The sequence below is a fragment of the Microbacterium sp. 2MCAF23 genome, assembly GCF_052115565.1.
Lineage (GTDB): Bacteria > Actinomycetota > Actinomycetes > Actinomycetales > Microbacteriaceae > Microbacterium.
Genome location: NZ_JBFRGY010000007.1, coordinates 132,862 through 153,534, shown reverse-complemented (window position 1 = coordinate 153,534; position 20,673 = coordinate 132,862). Strand labels below are relative to the sequence as shown.

At 70.4% G+C, this 20,673-nt stretch carries 20 protein-coding genes; 14 read left to right on the top strand and 6 right to left on the bottom strand.

Features of this window, described 5'->3' with window-relative positions; genetic code table 11:
* Positions 1-4: 4 nt before the first annotated feature.
* From AB4078_RS09400 to AB4078_RS09350, 11 genes are all read left to right on the top strand, one after another.
* Positions 5-955 (top strand): endonuclease domain-containing protein, encoded by a 951-nt coding sequence (locus AB4078_RS09400; RefSeq protein WP_441976894.1) that lies wholly within the window; start codon positions 5-7, stop codon positions 953-955.
* A gap of 459 nt (positions 956-1,414) precedes the next feature.
* The gene (locus tag AB4078_RS09395) at positions 1,415-2,137 is read left to right on the top strand and encodes an L-ribulose-5-phosphate 4-epimerase (protein ID WP_441976893.1); all 723 of its coding nucleotides are present in this window, start codon (positions 1,415-1,417) and stop codon (positions 2,135-2,137) included.
* A complete protein-coding gene (locus AB4078_RS09390) occupies positions 2,134-3,729 on the top strand; it encodes a xylulokinase (RefSeq protein WP_441976892.1) in 1,596 nt (531 codons plus the stop codon). Before AB4078_RS09395 ends, AB4078_RS09390 begins: the two co-directional genes overlap by 4 nt.
* Before the next feature lie 98 nt (positions 3,730-3,827).
* A complete protein-coding gene (gene araA, locus AB4078_RS09385) occupies positions 3,828-5,345 on the top strand; it encodes an L-arabinose isomerase (protein ID WP_441976891.1) in 1,518 nt (505 codons plus the stop codon).
* Between the two features lie 2 nt (positions 5,346-5,347).
* A complete protein-coding gene (locus AB4078_RS09380; protein ID WP_441976890.1) occupies positions 5,348-6,304 on the top strand; it encodes an aldose 1-epimerase family protein in 957 nt (318 codons plus the stop codon).
* Positions 6,305-6,401: 97 nt separating this feature from the next.
* Complete coding sequence (locus AB4078_RS09375) at positions 6,402-7,973, top strand: hypothetical protein (RefSeq protein ID WP_441976889.1); 1,572 nt, start codon at positions 6,402-6,404, stop codon at positions 7,971-7,973.
* A 303-nt stretch (positions 7,974-8,276) separates the two neighbouring features.
* On the top strand, positions 8,277-9,779 hold the full coding sequence (locus tag AB4078_RS09370; RefSeq protein WP_441976888.1) for a CoA-acylating methylmalonate-semialdehyde dehydrogenase: 1,503 nt from the start codon (positions 8,277-8,279) through the stop codon (positions 9,777-9,779).
* A gap of 68 nt (positions 9,780-9,847) precedes the next feature.
* Positions 9,848-11,074, top strand: coding sequence for an acyl-CoA dehydrogenase family protein (locus AB4078_RS09365; RefSeq protein WP_441976887.1), 1,227 nt, complete (start codon positions 9,848-9,850; stop codon positions 11,072-11,074).
* Complete coding sequence (gene mmsB / locus AB4078_RS09360) at positions 11,071-11,955, top strand: 3-hydroxyisobutyrate dehydrogenase (RefSeq protein WP_440734224.1); 885 nt, start codon at positions 11,071-11,073, stop codon at positions 11,953-11,955. The genes AB4078_RS09365 and mmsB overlap by 4 nt, the downstream gene beginning before the upstream one ends.
* A gap of 183 nt (positions 11,956-12,138) precedes the next feature.
* Positions 12,139-12,921 (top strand): enoyl-CoA hydratase-related protein, encoded by a 783-nt coding sequence (locus tag AB4078_RS09355; protein ID WP_441976886.1) that lies wholly within the window; start codon positions 12,139-12,141, stop codon positions 12,919-12,921.
* Positions 12,922-12,926: 5 nt separating this feature from the next.
* Positions 12,927-13,463, top strand: a complete 537-nt coding sequence (locus AB4078_RS09350) for a putative immunity protein (RefSeq protein WP_441976885.1) — start codon at positions 12,927-12,929, stop codon at positions 13,461-13,463.
* A gap of 49 nt (positions 13,464-13,512) precedes the next feature.
* Here AB4078_RS09350 and AB4078_RS09345 read toward each other — a convergent pair whose 3' ends face one another.
* The 5 genes from AB4078_RS09345 to AB4078_RS09325 all read right to left on the bottom strand — a co-directional run bounded on the left by AB4078_RS09345 (position 13,513) and on the right by AB4078_RS09325 (position 16,163).
* The gene (locus AB4078_RS09345; RefSeq protein WP_441976884.1) at positions 13,513-13,935 is read right to left on the bottom strand and encodes an organic hydroperoxide resistance protein; all 423 of its coding nucleotides are present in this window, start codon (positions 13,933-13,935) and stop codon (positions 13,513-13,515) included.
* 42 nt (positions 13,936-13,977) lie between these two features.
* Positions 13,978-14,427, bottom strand: a complete 450-nt coding sequence (locus AB4078_RS09340; protein ID WP_441976883.1) for a MarR family winged helix-turn-helix transcriptional regulator — start codon at positions 14,425-14,427, stop codon at positions 13,978-13,980.
* 260 nt (positions 14,428-14,687) lie between these two features.
* Positions 14,688-15,128, bottom strand: a complete 441-nt coding sequence (locus AB4078_RS09335) for a YdeI/OmpD-associated family protein (RefSeq protein WP_441976882.1) — start codon at positions 15,126-15,128, stop codon at positions 14,688-14,690.
* 10 nt (positions 15,129-15,138) lie between these two features.
* Complete coding sequence (locus tag AB4078_RS09330) at positions 15,139-15,627, bottom strand: SRPBCC family protein (RefSeq protein WP_441976881.1); 489 nt, start codon at positions 15,625-15,627, stop codon at positions 15,139-15,141.
* A complete protein-coding gene (locus AB4078_RS09325; protein WP_440734217.1) occupies positions 15,627-16,163 on the bottom strand; it encodes a MarR family winged helix-turn-helix transcriptional regulator in 537 nt (178 codons plus the stop codon). The genes AB4078_RS09330 and AB4078_RS09325 overlap by 1 nt, the downstream gene beginning before the upstream one ends.
* Positions 16,164-16,383: 220 nt before the next feature.
* On the opposite strand from AB4078_RS09325, the gene AB4078_RS09320 reads away from it, so the two are divergent.
* The 3 genes from AB4078_RS09320 to AB4078_RS09310 all read left to right on the top strand — a co-directional run bounded on the left by AB4078_RS09320 (position 16,384) and on the right by AB4078_RS09310 (position 19,900).
* On the top strand, positions 16,384-17,160 hold the full coding sequence (locus AB4078_RS09320) for an electron transfer flavoprotein subunit beta/FixA family protein (RefSeq protein WP_441976880.1): 777 nt from the start codon (positions 16,384-16,386) through the stop codon (positions 17,158-17,160).
* Between the two features lie 2 nt (positions 17,161-17,162).
* Entirely contained in the window at positions 17,163-18,143 is a 981-nt protein-coding gene (locus tag AB4078_RS09315) for an electron transfer flavoprotein subunit alpha/FixB family protein (RefSeq protein WP_441976879.1), read from the top strand.
* A 524-nt stretch (positions 18,144-18,667) separates the two neighbouring features.
* Positions 18,668-19,900: a cytochrome b/b6 domain-containing protein gene (locus AB4078_RS09310; protein WP_441976878.1), complete on the top strand. Its 1,233-nt coding sequence runs from the start codon at positions 18,668-18,670 to the stop codon at positions 19,898-19,900.
* 131 nt (positions 19,901-20,031) lie between these two features.
* On the opposite strand, the gene AB4078_RS09305 is transcribed toward AB4078_RS09310, so the two are convergent.
* Positions 20,032-20,538: an N-acetyltransferase family protein gene (locus AB4078_RS09305; RefSeq protein WP_440734213.1), complete on the bottom strand. Its 507-nt coding sequence runs from the start codon at positions 20,536-20,538 to the stop codon at positions 20,032-20,034.
* Positions 20,539-20,673: the final 135 nt, after the last annotated feature.

Sequence of the window (20,673 nt, the reverse complement as noted above, 5' to 3'; positions counted from 1 at the left end):
GGGAGTGTCTCGCTCCCAACCGCTCCCTGATGCACTCGGCTCCTCGTTCGCTGTCGGCGAGGCCCGGGCCCTCGGAGTGCGGGCCGGACGGCTGCGCGGCTCCGACCTGCTCCGGCCTTACTCCGGCCTGCGCACTCGCCGCTCCGCCGACGTGCCGGACCATGACGAGGATCCTTTCGCCGCACAACGACGGATCCGCGTCGAGCAGGCGCTGGCGTACGCACCGCGGCTGCGGCCTGGTCAGTACTTCAGCCACGAGACGGCTGCGGCGCTGTGGGGCGGCCCGCTGCCGATCGTCCGTGAGGATCGCGTCGTCGGCGTGCACGTGAGCACCCTCGGCGAGGGGCCGCTCGTGCGGGCGGTGGGCGTCGAGCGCCATCGCGGGGATCCGAGATTCGTCCGGGTGCGCACCGATCTCGGCGTTCCTGTCGCCTCGCCTGCTTCGACCTGGACGCAGATGGGGCACCTGCCGTTGTTCGCGCTGGTGGCTCTCGGCGACTGCTTCTGCCGGATGTGGCGGCCCGGTGTGGGGCGTCCGCATGCGGGGAAGCCGCCTCTGGCGACCGTCGCTCAGCTCCGCGCCGACATCGGTGCGGGACGACGCCTCGGGGCTCCGATGCTGCGCGAGGCGATCGAGTGGATCCGAGAGGACTCCTGGTCGCCGCGGGAGTCCGAGCTTCGCTGCCTGATCGTCGCCGCAGGGCTGCCCGAGCCGCTGCTGAACGTCGATCTGTTCGACGGCTCGACGTTCTTGGGCTGCGTCGACATGGTCTACCCGGAGCGGAAGGTGGCGATCGAATACCTGGGGAGGGTGCACGCGAACAGCTGGGGCGCGGACGTGGAGCGGCTGGCACGACTTCGCGCGGCCGGGTGGACGGTGATCGAGGTCACGGCGGAGCTCATTGCGGATCCGCCTGAGCTGCTCGGCCGCATACGGCGCGCGCTCGGCTTCTGAACCCCCGCCCGACGACGGTTTCGCGTGTGCGCCCCCGGCCGCGGTGTCGGCGTGTGCGCCCGGGTTCGAACGGACGCCGGCTCCCGGCGTCCGCTTCGGCGTCTGCGCCGGCTCACGTTCCCCACTCAGGTCGCACTTCCATCGTTCAGGTCGCAGTTTCTGCGGCTTGGAGGGCCTCGATAGAGCCGAAAGTGCGACCTGAACTGCAGGAGTGCGACCTGGGGAGCAGGAGTGCGAACTGAGCAGCAGGAGTGCGAACTGAGCAGCAGGAGTGCGACCTGAGCAGCAGGAGTGCGACCTGAACGGCAGGAGTGCGACCGCCAGGGGATCGCGTCGTTCCGAGAGCGTGCAACGAGCCCGGTCCCCGCGGCCCTTGACGGACCGAGCGCAGGGATGTCAGACTTGCCGTGACCGGTCACAGTAGCCCAGGAACTCCGGGCGCCACCCGAGAGGATCCGAATGGCCATCTTCGCCCCCGACGTCGAGCAGGCGATCGACGTCGTCCGCGCCGATGTGGCCCGGCTGCACGCCGAGCTCGTGCGCTACGGCCTCGTGGTCTGGACCGGCGGCAACATCTCCGGCCGGGTCCGGCTCTCGGAAGACGGCAGCGGCGACCTGTTCGTGATCAAGCCCTCCGGCGTCGGCTACGACGACCTCGCTCCGGAGAACATGATCGTCTGCGACCTCGACGGCACGGCGATTCCGGGCAGCCCGGGCAGCGACCGCAGCCCGTCGAGCGACACCGCCGCGCACGCGTACGTCTACCGGAACATGCCCGAGATCGGCGGCGTCGTGCACACCCACTCCGACTACGCCGTGGCCTGGGCGGCGCGCGGTGAGGAGATCCCCTGCGTGATCACGGCGATGGCCGACGAGTTCGGCGGGCCGATCCCGGTGGGCCCGTTCGCGATCATCGGCGACGACTCGATCGGCCGCGGGATCGTTCAGACTCTGCGTGGGCACCGCAGCCGTGCGGTGCTCATGCAGAACCACGGACCGTTCACGATCGGCGTGGACGCGAAGGACGCGGTCAAGGCCGCCGTCATGGTCGAGGACGTGGCGCGCACGGTGCACCTCGCCCGCGAGGCGGGGCCGCTCATCCCGATCCCGCAGGAGGCGATCGACAGCCTCTACAACCGGTACCAGAACGTCTACGGGCAGAACACGGACGCCCGCCGATGAGCGCGCGCGACGACATCCTCGCCGGCCGCACGAGCCTCGGTATCGAACTGGGATCCACGCGCATCAAGGCGTGCCTGATCGGATCCGATCCGGCGGTCGTGCTCGCGAGCGGATCCTCATCCTGGGAGAACCGCCTCGAGGACGGGCTGTGGACCTACGGCCTCGACGAGGTCTGGGCGGGCCTCCAGGAGGCCTACGCGACGCTCGTCGCCGACGTGCACGACCGCTACGGCGTGCGGCCGACGACGGTCGGAGCCATCGGCATCTCCGCCATGATGCACGGCTACCTGGCCTTCGACGCCGAGGGCGAGCTGCTCGTGCCGTTCCGCACCTGGCGCAACACCAGCACCGCGGTCGCGGCGGCGGAGCTCACGGAGCTGCTGGGCGTGAACATCCCGCTGCGCTGGTCGATCGCGCACCTGCACCAGGCCATGCTCGACGGCGAGGAGCACGGGCCGCGGATCGCGAGCGTGAACACCCTCGCCGGGTACGTGCACGAGCGCCTGACCGGCCGCCGGGTGCTGGGCGTCGGCGACGCCTCGGGCATGTTCCCGATCGACTCCGAGACCGGCGAGTACGACGCCGCCATGGTCGCCGCGTACGACACCCTCGCCGCCGGCCGGCTCCCCGCACCCCTGACCGCACTGCTCCCCGCGGTGCTGCCCGCCGGCGCCGACGCCGGCGCGCTCACCGCCGAGGGCGCGCTGCTGTTGGATCCGTCCGGATCCCTCGCGGCCGGCGTCCCGCTCTGCCCGCCTGAGGGCGACGCCGGCACCGGCATGGTCGCCACGAACGCGGTCACCCCGCGCTCCGGCAACGTCAGCGCGGGAACGAGCATCTTCGCGATGGTCGTCCTCGAACGACCGCTCGAAGGTCTGCACCACGAGATCGACCTCGTCACGACCCCGGCCGGCGACGCCGTCGCCATGGTGCACTGCAACAACGGCGCGAGCGAGCTCGCCGCCTGGGCGGGGCTGTTCACTCGCTTCGCCATCGCGGCCGGCGCGCCCGTGAGCGACGACACCGCCTTCGAGGCGCTGTTCCGCGAGGCACTCGCGGGTGAGGCCGACGCGGGCGGACTGCTCGCCTACAACCACCTCGCGGGGGAGCCGATCGCCGGACTCACTGAGGGACGACCGCTTCTCGTGCGCACCCCCGACAGCGCCTTCACCCTGGCGAATTTCATGCGCGCCCAGCTCTACGGCGTGTTCGGCACGCTCGCGTTGGGCATGCAGACCCTCGCCGCGGAGGGCGTGCAGCTCGATCGGATGTATGCCCATGGCGGAATGTTCCGCACCGCGGGCGTGGCGCAGCGCTTCCTCGCCGGTGCCCTGGGCGCGCCCGTCGCGGTGGGCGAGGCGGCGTCCGAAGGCGGAGCGTGGGGGATCGCGGTCCTCGCGTCGTACCTCGCGCACGCGGGCGAACGGAGCCTGGGCGACTACCTCGACCGGCAGGTGTTCGCCTCGGCGGACATCGCCGTGGCGGATCCGGATCCTGACGACGTCGCCGGATTCGCCGCCTACCTCGACCGCTACCGCGCCGGCCTCGCCATCGAGACCGCCGCCGTGAACTCCCTTCCATCCGGTCGTTGAGCGAGCGGAGCGAGACGAAACGCAGCCTCCCGCGGAAACCGCGTTTCGTCTCGTCGCTTCGCTCCTCGCTCAACGACCGGCACACAGAAAGGCCAATGATGCCGAAACTCACCACCTCACTCGACGGCTACGAGGTCTGGTTCCTCACCGGCAGCCAGCATCTGTACGGCCCCGAGACTCTCGCGCAGGTCGCCGATCAGTCGCAGCAGATCGCGCGGATCCTCGACGAGGCCGGCGACGTGCCGGTGCGGATCGTGTGGAAGCCGGTGCTCACCGACGCGGCCGCCATCAAGCGCACCGCGCTCGAGGCCAATGCCGATGAGAAGGTCATCGGCCTGATCGCCTGGATGCACACCTTCAGCCCCGCGAAGATGTGGATCGCGGGTCTCGACGCGCTGCAGAAGCCGCTCGCGCACCTGCACACGCAGGCCAATGTCGAGCTGCCCTGGGCCGACATCGACTTCGACTTCATGAACCTGAATCAGGCCGCGCACGGCGACCGCGAGTTCGGATACATCCAGACCCGGCTCGGTGTGCCGCGCAAGACGATCGTCGGGCACGCGTCCGATCCGCGCGTGCAGCGCGAGCTGGGCACCTGGCAGCGCGCCGCGGCCGGTCTCGCCGCGAGCCGCGACCTCAAGCTCGCCCGCTTCGGCGACAACATGCGCTTCGTCGCGGTGACGGAGGGGGACAAGACCGAGGCCGAGCTGCGCTTCGGCGTGCAGGTGAACACCTGGGGCGTGAACGAGCTCGCCGAAGCCGTCGCCGCGGCGGCCGAGACCGACATCGACGCGCTCGTCGCCGAGTACGAGGAGCTGTACGAGGTCGTCCCCGAGCTGAGGCGGGGAGGGGAGCGGCACCAGTCGCTCCGCGACGGCGCGGCGATCGAGCTTGGTCTGCGCGCGTTCCTGGAGGAGGGCGGATTCAGCGCCTTCACCACCTCGTTCGAGGACCTCGGCGCATTGAAGCAGCTCCCGGGGCTCGCCGTGCAGCGGCTCATGGCCGAGGGGTACGGCTTCGGCGCGGAGGGCGACTGGAAGACCGCCGTGCTCGTCCGCATCGCGAACGTCATGGGCGCCGGCCTGCCCGGCGGGGCAAGCCTCATGGAGGACTACACCTACGATCTGACCCCCGGCGACGAGCTCATCCTCGGTGCGCACATGCTGGAGGTCTCGCCCTCGCTCACCACGCGGAAGCCCACGCTCGAGATCCATCCGCTCGGCATCGGCGGCAAGGACGACCCGGTGCGTCTGGTCTTCACCGCGGATCCCGGATCCGCGGTCGTCGTCGCGCTCAGCGACATGCGCGACCGGTTCCGCCTCACCGCCAACGTCGTCGAGAACGTCGCGCCGCGCGCCGCGCTGCCGAAGCTGCCCGTCGGCCGCGCCGTGTGGAAGCCGCAGCCCGACTTCACGACCTCGGCGGCTGCGTGGCTGACCGCTGGTGCCGCGCACCACACCGTGATGTCCACGGCCGTGGGCATCGAGGCGTTCCGCGACTTCGCCGAGATGGCGGAGGTCGAGCTTCTCGTGATCGACGAGAGCACCACTCTGGGCGAGTTCCAGAAACAGGTGCGCTGGAACCAGGCGTACTACCGCCTCGCCCAGGGGCTGTGACCGTGGCGGAGCCTCGCTCCGGCCGGCAGCTGCGCATCGCGGCGCACGGCTACGAGGCCGACATCGCGTCCGTCGGGGCGACCCTGCGCGCGCTGCGGTTCGAGGGGCGTGATCTCGTCGTGCCGTTCGACGCCGACGAGGTGCGGCCAGGGTACCGCGGCGCGACGCTGGCGCCATGGCCGAACCGCATCGTCGACGGACGGTACTCCTTCGGAGGGGTCGAGCACCGGCTGCCGCTCACCGAGCCGGAGCGCGGCCAGGCGCTGCACGGGCTGGTTGCGTGGAGCGAGTTCGCCGATCGGACCGTGGATCAGGATCGCGTCGTGCTGGCCACGACCATCGAACCCCAGACGGGCTATCCGTTCCGCGTCGAGGTCGAGGTGGAGTACCGCCTCGGCGCCGACGGGCTCACGCAGACCGTGACCGGGCGCAACCTCGGCGTCGACGCGGCGCCGTGGGGGACCGGTCCGCACCCGTATCTGGTGGCGGAGCCGGCCCCGATCGCGGATGCCGCGGGAGGAACGGGATCCGCTGTGCCGCCCGTCGACGGCTGGACCCTGCTGCTGCCCGCCGCGGCGGTGCTCACCGTCACACCGGATCGGCTCAGTCCGGTCGCCCTGGAATCGGTCGAGGCGTACCCGGACTGGGACTTCCGCACACCGCGCCGGATCGGGGCCACGTTCATCGATCACGCGTTCACGGCGCTGTCGCAGACGGGCGGATCCACGACGGTCGAGCTGCGCGCCGGTGAGCGCGGCGTCGCCCTCACCTGGGATGCGGCCTGCCCGTGGGTGCAGATCCACACCGCGGACACCCCGGACGATCACGCCACGCACCGGCGCGGACTCGCGGTCGAGCCGATGACCTGCGCGCCCGATGCGTTCAACTCCGGTGCCGGCCTCGTGGTGCTGGAACCCGGTGCGGCGCATGCCGCGAGCTGGCGGATCCACGCGCTGTAGCCGACGCGTCATCGCGACGTGCGCGGTGCCGGAGTTCACCGAGAGCGGGGCAGTTCTGCCCATCGATCTGGGTCGGGCCGCTCGCTAGTCTGAACCCATGGCCACAGAGGGGGAACCGCCGCAGGGCGGACATGAGCTCGATTTCGGAACCGGGTCGCAGGATCCGACTCCGCCACCGCCGGCGGCGGCAGACGGCGAGACGGTGGACACCGCATCCGTGCCTCCGGTCGCTCCGGAGCAGTCGCATCCCGCACCGGAGCAGGCCTTCCCGCCGCCTGGTCAGCCCGTGCCGGCACAGCCGGGAGCGGAGCAGGGCCCGCCGTACGGCGCGCAGCCGGATCAGCCGTACGTGGGGCAGCCGGATCAGTCGTACGGCGCACAGCCAGGCCAGCCGTACGGCGCGCAGACCGATCAGCCGTACGCGGGGCAGCCAGGTCAGCCCTATGGTGCACAACCCGGACAGCCGTATCCCGGGCAGCCCGCGCAGCCGTACGGGGCGCAGCCCGGGCAGGCATACCCCGGCCAGCCGTACGGTGCGCAGCCGGGCCAGCAGTATCCCAGCCAGCCGGGCCAGCAGTACCCGGGCCAGCCCTATCCAGGCCAGCCGGGCCAGCCGGGCCAGCCCTATGGTGGACAGCCCTATGGCGCGCAGCCCGGTCAGCCCTACCCGGGCCAGGCCGGCGGTGCGCAGCCGCCGAAGAAGTCGTCGAAGGGCTTGCTCTGGGGCCTGATCGGTGGCGGTGTCGCCGTGCTCATCATCGCGATCCTGGTCGTCGCCCTGCTCGTGGTGCCGGCTCTCACCCGCTCCTCGGTGACGGCGGCAGACACGGTGAAGGCGTACCTGACGGCCGTCTCCAAGAGTGACGCGAAGGCCGCGCTCGGCTATCTCGAGAGCGTCCCCGACAAGAAGCTGCTCACCGACTCGGTGCTGAAGGCCTCCGACAAGCTCGGTGGCCTCAGCCACATCTCGGTGCAGAAGGGCGGCGAGAGCAAGTACGCCGCCACCGTCCCGGCGACGTTCGAGGTGGGCGGGCGCACCGTGTCGACGACGTACGAGGTGTACAAGGACAAGGACACCTGGAAGATCGCGAACGGCGTGACGCCGATCTCGCTGGACAGCCTGCGCGGCCTGGATGCGACATTCAACGACGTTCCCACGGCCGAGATCAGCAACGCATATGTCTTCCCCGGCACCTACGAGATCGCGATGGACTCGAAGTACTTCTCGATCGATGGCGACTCGACCTTCGCCATCGCGTCGTCCGATGACGCCTCGGCGTTGTACGACGTGCACACGAAGCTCAATGATGCCGGCGTCACCGAGTTCCGTTCGCTCGTGCGCACGGCCGTCGAGGCGTGCGTGGCGATGAAGACCCTGGCGACGCCGTGCGGCATGGACATCACCGCGATCGACCTCTCCGGCGCGAGCCCGGTGGAGGGCACGGTCACCCGCACGCTCACCGTGGACGGCAGTGCGAAACTCGATGCCCTGCAACCGGAGAGCAGCGGATCCGCGCCGACGGTCGTCTCTGCATACGACTACATCGGCGTCGACATGAGCCTGCAGGGCAGCGACGGCCAGACGTACACCGTCACGTTCGGCGGGTCCCTGGACACCCCGACGGTGGACTTCGGGAAGGGCGATCCCCAGGTCGCCTGGGAGCAGTGAGCGACTGACGCCGCCCGCACACGAGGGAACCCCCGCCGACCCGATTCGGCGGGGGTTCTGCGGTTCGTGACCGCGTGGGCGCCCGAGCAGGAATTGCCGGGCGCATCCCGTGGCGCGGGGAGACGAGCACCCGATCCGGTCAGCGTCTGCGGCCCGCGCACGATCCGTTGTACGGGCCGAAGGTGACCGGCAGGTGAACTCGGCGCCAGGTGTCGATGAATTACATGGGAGACCTCCTAATTACATGGGTGACCATGTAATCTGGATCCAGCGTCGACGACGACGCAGAACCAGGAGCACACGATGGTCCGCGACATCACTCACTTCATCGGAGGATCCGAAGTCTCCGGCAACTCGGGACGCTGGGGGGAGGTCTTCGATCCCTCGACCGGTGCCGTGCAGGCGCGGGTTCCGCTCGCGAGCGCGGACGAGGTGCGTGCGGCGATCGCGAACGCCGAGGCCGCTCAGCCCGCGTGGGCGGAGACCAACCCGCAGAAGAGAGCGCGTGTGCTCATGCGCTTCCTCGAGCTGATCCGCGATGAGATGGACGACCTGGCCGCCCTGCTCTCCAGCGAGCACGGCAAGACGCTGGACGATGCCAAGGGCGACATCCAGCGCGGCGTCGAGGTGATCGAGTTCTGCGTCGGCGCTCCGCACCTGCTCAAGGGGGAGTACTCCACCGGCGTCGGCACCGGTATCGACGTGTACTCGCTGCGCCAGCCGCTCGGCGTGGTCGCCGGTATCACCCCGTTCAACTTCCCCGCGATGATCCCGCTCTGGCAGATGGGCCCGGCGATCGCCGCCGGCAACGCGTTCATCCTCAAGCCCAGCGAACGCGACCCCTCGGTGCCCGTCCGGATCGCCGAACTGTTCCTGAAGGCGGGCCTGCCGGCGGGGATCCTCAATGTCGTGCACGGCGACAAGGAGGCCGTCGACGTGCTGCTCACCGACGAGCGGGTGCGCGCGATCGGCTTCGTCGGATCCACTCCGATCGCGGAGTACATCTACACGACCGCGAACGCGCACGGCAAGCGCGCACAGTGTTTCGGCGGGGCGAAGAACCACCTCGTGGTCATGCCCGACGCCGACCTGGACCAGGCCGCCGACGCCCTCATCGGCGCCGGCTACGGCTCGGCGGGGGAGCGATGCATGGCGATCTCGGTCGCGGTGCCGGTCGGGGAGGAGACTGCGGACGCGCTCGCCGCAAAGCTCGCCGAGCGCGTGGCCGCGCTCAAGGTTGGCCCCTCGCTCGAGCCCGGCATGGACTACGGCCCGCTCGTGAACCGCGCGGCCGTCGAGCGCGTGACCGACTACATCCAGCAGGGCATCGATGCCGGTGCCGAGCTGCTCGCCGACGGTCGGGGCTTCGCCGTGGACGGTCACGAGGAGGGGTTCTACCTCGGCCCGACGCTGTTCGACCGCGTCACGACGGACATGTCGATCTACCGGGAGGAGATCTTCGGACCGGTGCTCGTGATCGCCCGCGCGGCGGACTACGAGGAAGCCCTGCGGATGGCGTCCGAGCACGAGTTCGGCAACGGCGTGGGCATCTTCACCCGCGACGGCGACGCGGCTCGCGACTTCGTGGCCCGGGTGAACGTCGGCATGGTCGGAGTGAACGTGCCGATCCCCGTGCCGATCGCCTACTTCACCTTCGGCGGCTGGAAGCGCAGCGGCTTCGGCGACCTCAACCAGCACGGTGCCGACGCCTTCCGCTTCTACACGAAGACCAAGACCGTGACGAGCCGCTGGCCCGCCGCCGGCGTCCGCGAAGGCGCCAGCTTCGTCATCCCCACGATGCACTGATCCTTTCTGGTCGTTGAGCGAGGACGCGAAGCGACCGAGACGAAACGCCGCCCACAAGGAGCAACCACATGACCACCGTCGCCACCCCGATCACGATGACCAGCGAAGAGCGCGCCGCCATCCTCGGCGCCGTGCGCGAGTTCGCCGAGACCGAGCTCGCCCCGTTCGCCGCCGAGCGCGACGAGAAGCACCTTTTCCCCCGCGAGACGCTGCGCGCGGCGGGCGAGCTGGGCCTCGGCGGCATCTACGTGCGCGAGGAGTCCGGGGGCACCGGGCTCGAGCGCGTCGACACCGTCGCGATCTTCGAGGAGCTCGCCAAGGGCGACCCGACGATCGCCGCCTACATCTCCATCCACAACATGGTCGTCTGGATGATCGACAGCTATGCGACCGACGCACAGCTCGCGCGTTGGATGCCCGAGCTCACCACGATGCAGGGACTGGGCAGCTACTGCCTCACCGAGCCGGGAGCAGGATCCGACGCCGCGGCGCTCGCGACGAGTGCGACCCGCGACGGCGATGAGTACGTGCTCACCGGTGTGAAGCAGTTCATCTCGGGCGCAGGAGAGGCCGCCGTCTACATCGTGATGGCCCGCACCGGAGCCCCGGGAGCGCGCGGCATCTCCGCCTTCCTGGTTCCGGGCGACGCGGAGGGTCTCAGCTTCGGGGCGCCGGAGAAGAAGATGGGCTGGCATGCGCAGCCCACCCGCCAGGTGATCCTGGACGGCGTGCGGGTCCCGGCGACGAACATGCTCGGATCCGAGGGGCAGGGCTTCGCGATCGCGATGAGCGCGCTGAACGGCGGCCGCCTCAACATTGCGGCCTGCTCGATCGGCGGTGCGCAGTGGGCGCTGGATCGCGCCGTGCAGTACGTGCACGAGCGTGAGGCATTCGGCGAGCCCCTCGCGGAGAAGCAGTCCATCCTGTTCGCCGTCGCCGACATGCGCACGGATCTGCAGGCCGCTCGGCTCATGGTGCGCGACGGTGCGCAGGCTGTGGACGAGAAGGCACCGGACGCCACGATGCGCTGTGCGATGGCCAAGCGTTTCGCGACGGACGCCGGCTTCGATGTGGCCAACAGGGCTCTTCAGCTGCACGGCGGGTACGGGTACCTTCAGGACTACGGGATCGAGAGGGTCGTCCGTGATCTGCGGGTGCATCAGATCCTGGAAGGGACGAACGAGATCATGAGACTCATCGTCGGACGCGAGATGCTGCGCCCCTCCGGATCCGCCTCTATGCGTCAGGGCCTCCAGCGCAGCGGCGAGAACACGCAGATGCAGGTGGCGTCATGACGCGGATCGCGTTCCTCGGCCTCGGCCATATGGGTCTGCCCATGGCGAAGAACCTGCTCGCCGCCGGGCACGAGGTGATCGGCTTCGACGTGGTGTCCGCCGCGGTCGACGCCGCCGCAGCCGCGGGCCTGCCGGTCGCGCAGTTCGGCGTGGACGCGGTCGCCGGCGCCGAGGTCGTCATCACGATGTTCCCGGCGGGCAAACACGTGATCGCCGCGTACGAGAACGAACTGCTGGGTGCCGCCGACCCCGGCACGCTGTTCATCGAGAGCTCGACGATCGCCGTCGACGAGGCGCGCGTCGCGCACGCCCTCGCGATCGAGGCCGGGCACCGCAACATCGACGCCCCCGTGTCGGGCGGCGTCGTGGGGGCCGAGAACGGCACGCTCGCCTTCATGGTGGGCGGATCCGACGAGGACTTCGCTGCCGCGCTCCCGCTGCTCGAGGCCATGGGCAAGCGCATCGTGCACTGCGGCGGGCCCGGACTCGGGCAGGCCGCGAAGGTGTGCAACAACATGATCCTCGGCATCTCGCAGATCGCCGTGGCCGAGGCGTTCGTGCTCGGCGAGCGGCTGGGCCTCGAGCACCAGGCGCTGTTCGACGTGGTGTCGCAGGCATCGGGTCAGTGCTGGTCGATCACGACGAACTGCCCGGTCCCCGGCCCGGTGCCGACAAGCCCGGCCAACCGCGACTATCAGCCCGGGTTCGCCGGCGCGCTCATGGCGAAGGATCTTGGGCTCGCGCTGCAGGCGATCGAGGGCACGGGCACGGACGCGCAGATGGGCCGGCTCGCGCAGCAGATCTACGCGACGTTCGCGGCCGGCCCGGGTGCCGCCCGCGACTTCTCCGGCATCATCACCGACATCCGCGACGCGTCCTGACCCGCCCCGTTCCCTGACCGCGAGACTCCATCTGGGCGACGAGACTGCACGATTCGGGCGCAGTCTCGTCGCTCAAATGGAGTCTCGCGGATCCTCTCCCCCCGCTCGGACGAGAGGGACACCCTCCGTTCACCGACATCGGAGATACTGGAAGCGCCACGAAGGTGCGGCGAAAGGATGACCATGGCCACGAGCGAGTATGAGACGATCCTCACGGAGCAGCGCGGACGGGTCGGCTGGATCACCCTGAACCGGCCGCAGGCGCTGAACGCGCTGAACTCGCAGGTCGCCGAGGAGGTCACCGCCGCCGCCACCGCCTTCGACGCGGACGAGGGCATCGGTGCGATCGTCGTGACCGGATCCGAGAAGGCCTTCGCCGCCGGCGCCGACATCAAGGAGATGGAGGGGATGTCCGCGGCGGAGATCACCGCGACCGACCACTTCGGCGTGTGGCGCGACTTCGCCGCCGTGCGCACCCCCGTCATCGCCGCCGTGTCCGGCTTCGCCCTGGGCGGAGGATGCGAACTCGCGATGATGTGCGACATCATCCTCGCCGCGGACAACGCCAAGTTCGGCCAGCCCGAGGTGAACCTCGGGGTGATCCCCGGCATGGGCGGCACGCAGCGGCTCATCCGCGCGGTCGGCTACTACAAGGCCGCCGAGCTCGTGCTGTCCGGGCGGATCATGGGTGCCGAGGAGGCCGAGCGCGCGGGCCTGGTGTCGCGCGTGGTTCCGACGGCTGAGCTGCTCGCCGAGGCGTCGACGCTCGCCGAGACGATCGCGTCGAAGTCGCTGCCGTCGATCCTCGCCGCGAAGGCGACGCTCGACGCCGCCATGGAGACCACGCTCGCGGTCGGACTCGACATCGAGCGCGAGGCCTTCGCCTCCCTGTTCGACACGGTCGACCAGAAGGAGGGCATGGCCGCCTTCCGTGAGAAGCGACCGCCCCAGTTCGTGAATCGGTGATCGACATGGCCGACATCCGCTCCCTCGGATCCTTCCCGGATCCGTCCGGCGCTGACGCATCCGGGCGTGAGCGGGACGACTCCAACGTGGTGCCCCTCTTCGCGGACGGCGCACTGCCCGACTCCGACGATCTGCGTCTTTCGGAGGGCGACCGACGAGAGCTGGTCGGCTGGACGATCGCCTGCGCCGAGCGGCTGCTGCCGCTGTTCCAGGCCGAGCGTCCCGACGACGCCCGCCCCCGGGAGGCGCTCGCCGCCGCGGAGGCGTTCCTGCGCGGCGAGCTCGACATCGACGCCGTGCGGGAGAAGGCGTTCGCCTGCCACGAGGCGGCGCGGCAGGCGCAGGATCCGAGTGCCGTCGCCGCCGCGCGGGTCTGCGGGCAGGCCGTGGCCGTCGCGCACCTCGCCGGGCACAGCCGTCAGGTGCCGCGGCACACGGCCCGGGCATTCCCCGGAGACCGCTCCCGCCGTGACGAGGAGCTCGCCTGGCAGCGCATGAACATCCCGCCCCGCTTCGACGCCTACGTGTACGACGGCGACTGAGCCCGCCGCTCGGCAGCGCCGGCGGCCGTCAGGATCCGCGACCGCGGGGTCAGTCCTCCGAGACGACGACCGTCACCTCGATGTTCCCGCGGGTCGCGTTCGAGTACGGGCAGACCTGGTGTGCGGCGTCGGCGAGAGCCTGCGCCTGGGACTGCTCGAGACCGGGGAGGACGACCTCGAGGCGCACCGCGAGCTGATAGCCGCCCTGGCCGTTCGGGCCGATCTGCACGCGACCGGCGACGGAGGAATCGGCGATCGACACCTTCTGCGCACGGGCCACGGAATGGAGCGCGGAGTGGAAGCATGCGCTGTATCCGGCGGCGAAGAGCTGCTCGGGGTTGGCGCCGTCGCCCGAGCCGCCCATCTCGCGGGGGATCGCGAGGTCCAGCTCGACGCGGCGGTCGGTCGTGACGACGCGGCCGTTGCGGCCGGCTCCTGTTGCGATGGCTTCGGCGGTGTAGAGGACGTCCATGGGTGATCTCCTTCGGATCGATGTGGGGGGTGGTCGAATGGGTCACGGCTGCGGCGCGCGGCCGGCGGCAACGGCGTGCATTGATGACGAGATCGTGTGCAGTCTGCGGATGAGGTCTTCGGCACTCGTGCGATCGGGAAGGGCGAAGCCCTCGGCGATCTGCCGCGGGATCTCGCGGAGCTCCTCGCGCAGTCGAAGGCCGTGAGCGGTCAAGCCGATCGAGACGACCCGCTCATCGGGGGAGCGTCGTTCGCGCTCGATCAGATCGTTGCTCTCCATGCGGCGCAGAAGAGGCGACAGCGTGCCGGAGTCGAGCTGCAGGCGATCGCCGAGCGACGAGACCGTCTGCTCGCCGTCCAGCCACAGGGTCACGAGCACCAGGTACTGCGGATAGGTGAGGCCCCACGGTTCGAGCAGGACGCGATAGGCCTGGGTCGTCGCGCGGGTCGCCGCGTAGAGCGCGAAGCACACCATCTCGTCGGTTGCAGCCATGCCGCAAGCATTGCACACAAGTTAGTTGTGCACAACTTAACTGGCCGCGCGTGCGGGATGGTCGCGCCGGCATCCGTGGACGACTCGTACGGTTCGCACCGTCGGCGAACGGGTTCGATCCCGCTTCGCCGGTTCGTTCGCTGGTCGCGAATTGCGGCTTTCAGCGCGGGAAGCCGCAATTCGCGACCACTGAACGGGCTGCGGGTGAGGGGTGCGGCTTCGGGGTTTGAGGAGCGGTCTTGGGGCGGGCGGACCCGCTGTCAGCTGCGCAGCTCGTCCAGGGCCTTGGCGATGCGGCGGTCGCGGGTCTCCTCCTGCTTGGCATCGACGACGGAGAGTGCGATCTCCTTGCGACGGGTGAAGCTGAGTGCGTCGTAGGCGGCGGTCAGCCCGGCGTCGGTGAGGGCGGACGCCAGGGCCTCGGGCACGTCGACTGTGCGCTCGGCGACATCCGGCGTGATCACCGCGTCGAACTCTTCGTCGAGTTCGATGCCTATCGCGGCACGGTTCGCCTTGCTGAAGCCGATGAGGTTCTGTCCGCCCATCCGCGAGAGCCGCAGCCGCGCAGAGTTCCCGCCGATGGTCACCACGACGGGGAACGCCTTCGCCGAGCTGAGTTCGGCGACCTGTGCGTCGGTGAGCACGATCGCTCCCGCCGATCCCTTGGACATGAGGGTGGTACGGATCCGCAGTTCGGTCATGCGCGTCAGCCTACGGCGCGAGCGCCAGGGCGGCGAGGGTGTCGCCCCGCTGCTGGATGAGCCGGACCAGGTACCGCCTCATGACGAGCGCGTCGACGATCCGCCCGATCGGGCCGAACGGCGAGCGGAACACGATCTCGTCGCGCATGAGGGTCGCGTGCTCGCCGGGGCGTTCGGGAGTCCCCGGAATCGGAGCGGGAGCCGGCTCGAAGGTGTGCCGGTGCCGGAACTCGGCGAACGGGCCGCGGATCTGCCGGTCCGAGAACGCGTGCGGCGCGTCCACGTCGAACACCAGCGAAGTCATCCGAAAGCGGATCCCGAAGTGCCGGGCGTCCCAGGTGACCGTGTCGCCCTCGGTCATCCGGCCGAAGCGCACGCCGTCGGCGATGCGCTCGTCGTGCGTCACCATCGAGTCGACATGCACACCGACGTCGAGGGAGAGGGCGAACACCCGCTCGATGGGTGCGGCGATCGTCCGCTCCAGGACGAACGATCCCATCAGAGCGGATCCGGCTGTGGACGCGGGTCCGCGAAGTCCCCGGCGGCCTTGCGCATCCGCGCCACGATCGCGACGAGATCCGCGCCGTCCTCGGGGGTGATCCCCGGATCTGCGAACACCTCGTCGTTGAGCGCCGTCGTGGCCCGTTCGACGAGCTCGCGTCCGGTCTCGGTGAGCTCCAGCAGGGCGGCGCGGCCGTCGTGCGGGTCGCGGTGCCGGGCGATGAGGCCGTCGCGGACCAGGCGGTCCGCCGTGCTGGAGACGCTCGTCGCGTGCACCTGCAGACGCGCGACCACGCTCGACAGCGGCAGGGTGCCCGTGCGGCTGAAGGCGAGCAGTCGCAGCACCTCGTAGCGCGCGAAGGACAGGGCGAACGGTCGCAGAGTGGCATCCACCCGGGCGAGCAGCAGCTGCTGGGCCCGCATGACCGATGTGACCAGCGACATGCCATCGGCGGCGTGGTCCCAGCCGTGCGCGAGCCACTGCCTCTTCGCCTCGGCGAGAGGGTCGACGGGCAGCGGATGCGGACGGGCCATTCCCCTACGTTACCGGGGCGGGAAACGGATCCTCGTCGGCTCGCTGGCACCCGAAAGGCGCCGTCGAGGGCGCAGAGGGCGGTGGCCGCGGGTTCGGTGCGCCGTGTGGCGCGAGCGTGGCCGGGCCGCCTTGCCTGGTGAGACTGAATGTCACCGAGTGTGAGATCGAATTCCACAACTCTCGCCCGCTAGACTCGTCGCAAGCGCAAACGGAGGTTCGATGAAGATCTACGTCCTGGTGAAAGAGGTTCCCGATACGTACGGGGATCGCAAGCTCGACCTGGAGACGGGTCTGGCGGACCGCGGCGCGGGGGAGGTCGTGCTCGATGAGATCACCGAGCGCGCTCTCGAGGTCGCACTGAGCTACGCCGACGCGAACCCCGGGACCGTGGTCGTGGCGCTGTCGATGGCTCCCGAGTCGGCGACCGCATCGATCCGGCGAGCACTCGCGATCGGCGCCGGATCCGCTGTGCACGTCGTCGACGCAGAGCTGCACGGCGCCGACCTGGGCTTGACCGCGGCGGTGCTCGCGGCGGCGATCCGGCGCGGCGAGCCCGACCTGGTCATCACCGGAAATCTCTCCACGGATGGATCCGGGGGAGTGATCCCGGCGATGCTCGCCGAGCATCTCGGCTTCGCGCAGGCGACCGCGCTCAGTGCTGTGGCGATCGCGACCGACGCCGTCACGGGCACGCGCGCGACGGACTTCGGATCCCAGCAGGTGAACGCGCCGCTGCCCGCCGTGATCTCGATCACCGAGGCCCTGCCGGACGCGCGCTTCCCGAACTTCAAGGGCATCATGGCGGCCAAGAAGAAGCCGCTCGAGGTGCTCTCCCTCGCCGACCTCGGTGTGAGCGCCGACCCGGCGGAGGCGCCGCAGACCATCCTCACAGCCGTGGCCGAGAAGCCGCCGCGCGCGGCAGGCGTGAAGATCACGGATGAGGGCGACGCGGCCGCACAGCTCGTCGAGTTCCTCGCGCAGAACAGGCTGGTGTGACCATGGCGTACCCCTCTGACTCGATTCTTGTGCTCGTGGATGTGACTCCGGCGGGTGCGGCAGCGCCCTCGACCGCGGGCCTGCTCGGCGCTGCGGCGCAACTGGGTTCCCCGGTCGCGCTCGTGGCCGCTCCCGCCGGCACCGCGCAGGCGGCGGTGGACGCCGCCACCGCCGCCGGCGCGCAGGTGGTGCTGACTGCGGACGTCGATGCCGGATCCGTCACCGTCCCCGTGGTCGATGCGCTGCAGGCCGCGTACCGCGAGGTCGGCCCCGACGCGGTGCTCGTGTCGAACTCGATCGCCGGCCGCGACGCTGCGGCGCGGCTCGCCGTGCGCGAGCGCCTGGCGCTGTCCGTCGACGCGATCGGGGTCTCCCGCGACGACGAGGGCGTGGTGGCGCACCACTCGGTCTACGGCGGGGCGTTCCTCACCGACTCCGCTCCCACGTTCGGCGCCCCCGTGATCACGGTGCGTCAGGGCGCGATCGACGCGCGTGCGGAGGCCGTGGCCGATGCTCGTGTCGAGGCGCTCGCGGTGGAGCCGTCGGGAGCCCCGGCGGCCACGGGTGAGCCGATCGAGGCCGTCGAGGCGGTGTCGTCCCGGCCTGAGCTGCGCGGCGCCAAGGTCGTCGTCTCGGGTGGACGCGGGCTCGGATCCAAGGAGAACTTCTCCCTCGTCGAGGATCTGGCCGATGAGCTCGGCGGCGCGATCGGCGCCTCCCGCGCCGCGGTCGACGCCGGGTACATCCCTTATGCGCACCAGGTGGGCCAGACCGGCGTCTCGGTCTCGCCACAGCTGTACATCGCGCTCGGCATCTCCGGGGCGATCCAGCACCGTGCCGGCATGCAGACCGCCAAGACGATCGTCGCGATCAACAAGGATCCGGAATCGCCGATCTTCGACGTGGCGGACTTCGGCATCGTGGGCGATCTGTTCACGGTCGTGCCGCAGGTGATCGAACAGCTGCGCGCACGGAAGAAGTAGCGATGGCGACGTTGCGCAGGGGACTGCCCCGCACCCGTGGCGGCGAGGCCTGGCCTCCCGCCGGGGTTGCCGTCGCGGGCGGGGAGCCCGAGTCCGGGGTCGTTGAGCGACCACGGGCGGAGTCGGAACCCACTTCTGGGGTCGTTGAGCGAGCACCGGCGCAGTCAGGACCCACTTCTGGGGTCGTTGAGCGAGCACCGGCGCAGCCGGAGCGAGACGAAACGCGGTCCCCGGCGGACGTCGTTTCGTCTCGGTCGCCTGCGGCGTCCTCGCTCAACGCCCCCGAGCCGCTTGCCGGATCCGCCCTGCGCCGTGGCCTGCCGCGGGTCGCGGGCGGCGAGTCTTGGCCTCCTGCAGGCTCGGCCGGAGTGCTGGCCGCCGCAAGCCCGGTCCCTGAGCTCGTCGAAGGGAACCGCCCTGTCGCGTCGGACGCTTCGCGCCCCACGTCCCCCTCGAGCCAACGCTCCGCGTTGTCCGGAGCCTCCGGGACGCGTGGGCCGGGCTCAGCGACCGTGGCTGCGCCTGTGGCCGCGAGCGTCCCCGTGGCCGCCGCGGGAGGGACTGCTGCCGCTGTGGCGGCGCAGAATGGATCCGCCCTGCGCCGCGGTCTGCCGCGCTTGGCCGGAGGGGATCCCTGGCCGCCGGCGGGAACTGTTGTGGTCGAGAGCGCGGCCGAGCCCGCTCCGTCCGAGGCGTCCGAGCCCGCCGCCGTCGCGCCTGCCGTCATGGATGAGGCCGCAGCGCCGGCCGCGCCCTCCACGGCCGTCGCCACGCGCCCGGACGTGTCCGCGCCGCTACCGTTCACCCGGACGGTCTGGAACGGCTCCGCCCCGCGCCGCCTCGCGGCAGAGCCGGCGTCGAGGCCCCGCCCGACCTGGCCGCAGGCGATCGGCGGGCTGTTCGCTGCAGCGGGACTCGCCGTGCTGGCGGGCGCCGCGATCGCGATCGTGCGGGCGTTGTGCAGCCTGCCGTTCTTGCAGGACTTCCTCACGACCTACCCGGGCGAGTACCACCTGCCCGCGGGCGCGCCCGTCGGCATCCCCGGCTGGATCGGCTGGCAGCACTTCTTCAACGTGTTCCTGATGACGCTGATCATCCGCTCCGGTCTGCGCGTGCGCAGCGAGAAGCGGCCGACCGCGTTCTGGACGCCACGCGGCAACCCGAAGGGCAAGATCAGCCTCACGCTGTGGTTCCACCAGGGTCTCGATCTGCTCTGGATCATCAACGGCGTGATCTTCGTGGTGCTGCTGTTCGTCACGGGGCAGTGGATGCGGATCGTGCCGACGAGCTGGGACGTGTTCCCGAACGCGCTCTCCGCCGCGCTCCAGTACGTCTCCTTCGACTGGCCGACCGAGAACGGCTGGGTGAACTACAACAGCCTGCAGCAGCTCGCCTACTTCACGATCGTGTTCCTCGCCGCACCCGTCGCGATCGCCACGGGGTTCCGGATGTCGGGGCTGTGGCCGAAGAAGGCGGAGGGCCTGTCGAAGGCGTATCCGATCGAGATCGCCCGCGCGGTGCACTTCCCGACGATGCTGTTCTTCACGGCGTTCATCGTGGTGCACGTGGCGCTCGTGCTGCTCACCGGCATGCTGCGGAACCTGAACCACATGTTCGCCGCGCAGGACGCGGTGACCTGGACCGGCTTCTGGGTGTTCGTGCTCTCGCTCGTCGTGATCGCCGGCGGGTGGGCCGCAGCCCGGCCGCTCGTGCTCGCCCCCATCGCGAAGGTGTTCGGCCAGGTCTCAGGCCGCTGACCGGCAGCACCCGATGGGGCGTCGGGTCCGTCTTCACCCCCCCCGCAGCATCGAGGCCCCCTCTGAGAAGCGAACCCCCGTGGGGGCGCGGATGCTCGGAGGGGGCCTCGACGCAGAGGCGCTGAGAGGAGTCAGCGCACGAAGCGGACTTCCTTGATGGTCTCGCCGAGGAACGGCTCCTGCTGCGACGCGCCGTCCAGGACGAAGCCGTTGCGCACGTAGAAGCGGTGCGCGCGGGGGTTGTCCTCGGCCACCCAGAGGTAGCTGTGCTCGCCGGCGGCCACGGCCGCCTCGAAGAGGCGCTGGCCGATGCCGGTGCCGTGCCAGGCGTCCAGCAGGTAGATGAAGTAGAGCTCGCGCTCGGCCGGCGGGTTCTCGTCACGGGCCGGGCCGGATCCGACGAAGCCCACGATCTCGCCGTCGACGAGCGCCGCGCTCATGCGGTACTCCTCGCCCTGGGAGGCCCAGTGCGTCCACAGTTCGGCGAGGCGCTTGGGCGAGACGGCCTCGAGCGTCGCGGTGCTGATCAGGTGGTCGTAGGTCTCGTGCCAGCACTTCGCGTGCACACGGCCGAGGGCTTCGGCATCGACATCGCGAACAGGCCGGACGGTGACGGTGGGAAGGGCTTCGGCGCTCATGTTCGTGACTCTACGCGCGCCGTGCGCTGAGGAGAAATCGGGCGTTACGGGCTCGTTTCGCCGCGTGACACGGTGTGCCGTGACTGTGCGGATCCGACAATCGATTCCTGGGATCCGTGCCGGATTCACTACGCT

Excerpts from the sequence above, each read along its gene's own strand:
- AB4078_RS09350 (WP_441976885.1), top strand. The coding sequence starts at position 12,927 with ATGGCCGACATCCGCTCCCTCGGATCCTTCCCGGATCCGTCCGGCGCT.
- AB4078_RS09370 (WP_441976888.1), top strand. The coding sequence starts at position 8,277 with ATGGTCCGCGACATCACTCACTTCATCGGAGGATCCGAAGTCTCCGGC.
- AB4078_RS09355 (WP_441976886.1), top strand. The coding sequence starts at position 12,139 with ATGGCCACGAGCGAGTATGAGACGATCCTCACGGAGCAGCGCGGACGG.
- AB4078_RS09330 (WP_441976881.1), bottom strand. The coding sequence starts at position 15,627 with ATGGGATCGTTCGTCCTGGAGCGGACGATCGCCGCACCCATCGAGCGG.
- AB4078_RS09305 (WP_440734213.1), bottom strand. The coding sequence starts at position 20,538 with ATGAGCGCCGAAGCCCTTCCCACCGTCACCGTCCGGCCTGTTCGCGAT.
- araA (WP_441976891.1), top strand. The coding sequence starts at position 3,828 with ATGCCGAAACTCACCACCTCACTCGACGGCTACGAGGTCTGGTTCCTC.
- AB4078_RS09365 (WP_441976887.1), top strand. The coding sequence starts at position 9,848 with ATGACCACCGTCGCCACCCCGATCACGATGACCAGCGAAGAGCGCGCC.
- AB4078_RS09375 (WP_441976889.1), top strand. The coding sequence starts at position 6,402 with ATGGCCACAGAGGGGGAACCGCCGCAGGGCGGACATGAGCTCGATTTC.
- AB4078_RS09320 (WP_441976880.1), top strand. The coding sequence starts at position 16,384 with ATGAAGATCTACGTCCTGGTGAAAGAGGTTCCCGATACGTACGGGGAT.
- AB4078_RS09335 (WP_441976882.1), bottom strand. The coding sequence starts at position 15,128 with ATGACCGAACTGCGGATCCGTACCACCCTCATGTCCAAGGGATCGGCG.
- AB4078_RS09340 (WP_441976883.1), bottom strand. The coding sequence starts at position 14,427 with ATGGCTGCAACCGACGAGATGGTGTGCTTCGCGCTCTACGCGGCGACC.
- AB4078_RS09395 (WP_441976893.1), top strand. The coding sequence starts at position 1,415 with ATGGCCATCTTCGCCCCCGACGTCGAGCAGGCGATCGACGTCGTCCGC.
- AB4078_RS09315 (WP_441976879.1), top strand. The coding sequence starts at position 17,163 with ATGGCGTACCCCTCTGACTCGATTCTTGTGCTCGTGGATGTGACTCCG.
- AB4078_RS09325 (WP_440734217.1), bottom strand. The coding sequence starts at position 16,163 with ATGGCCCGTCCGCATCCGCTGCCCGTCGACCCTCTCGCCGAGGCGAAG.
- mmsB (WP_440734224.1), top strand. The coding sequence starts at position 11,071 with ATGACGCGGATCGCGTTCCTCGGCCTCGGCCATATGGGTCTGCCCATG.
- AB4078_RS09345 (WP_441976884.1), bottom strand. The coding sequence starts at position 13,935 with ATGGACGTCCTCTACACCGCCGAAGCCATCGCAACAGGAGCCGGCCGC.
- AB4078_RS09390 (WP_441976892.1), top strand. The coding sequence starts at position 2,134 with ATGAGCGCGCGCGACGACATCCTCGCCGGCCGCACGAGCCTCGGTATC.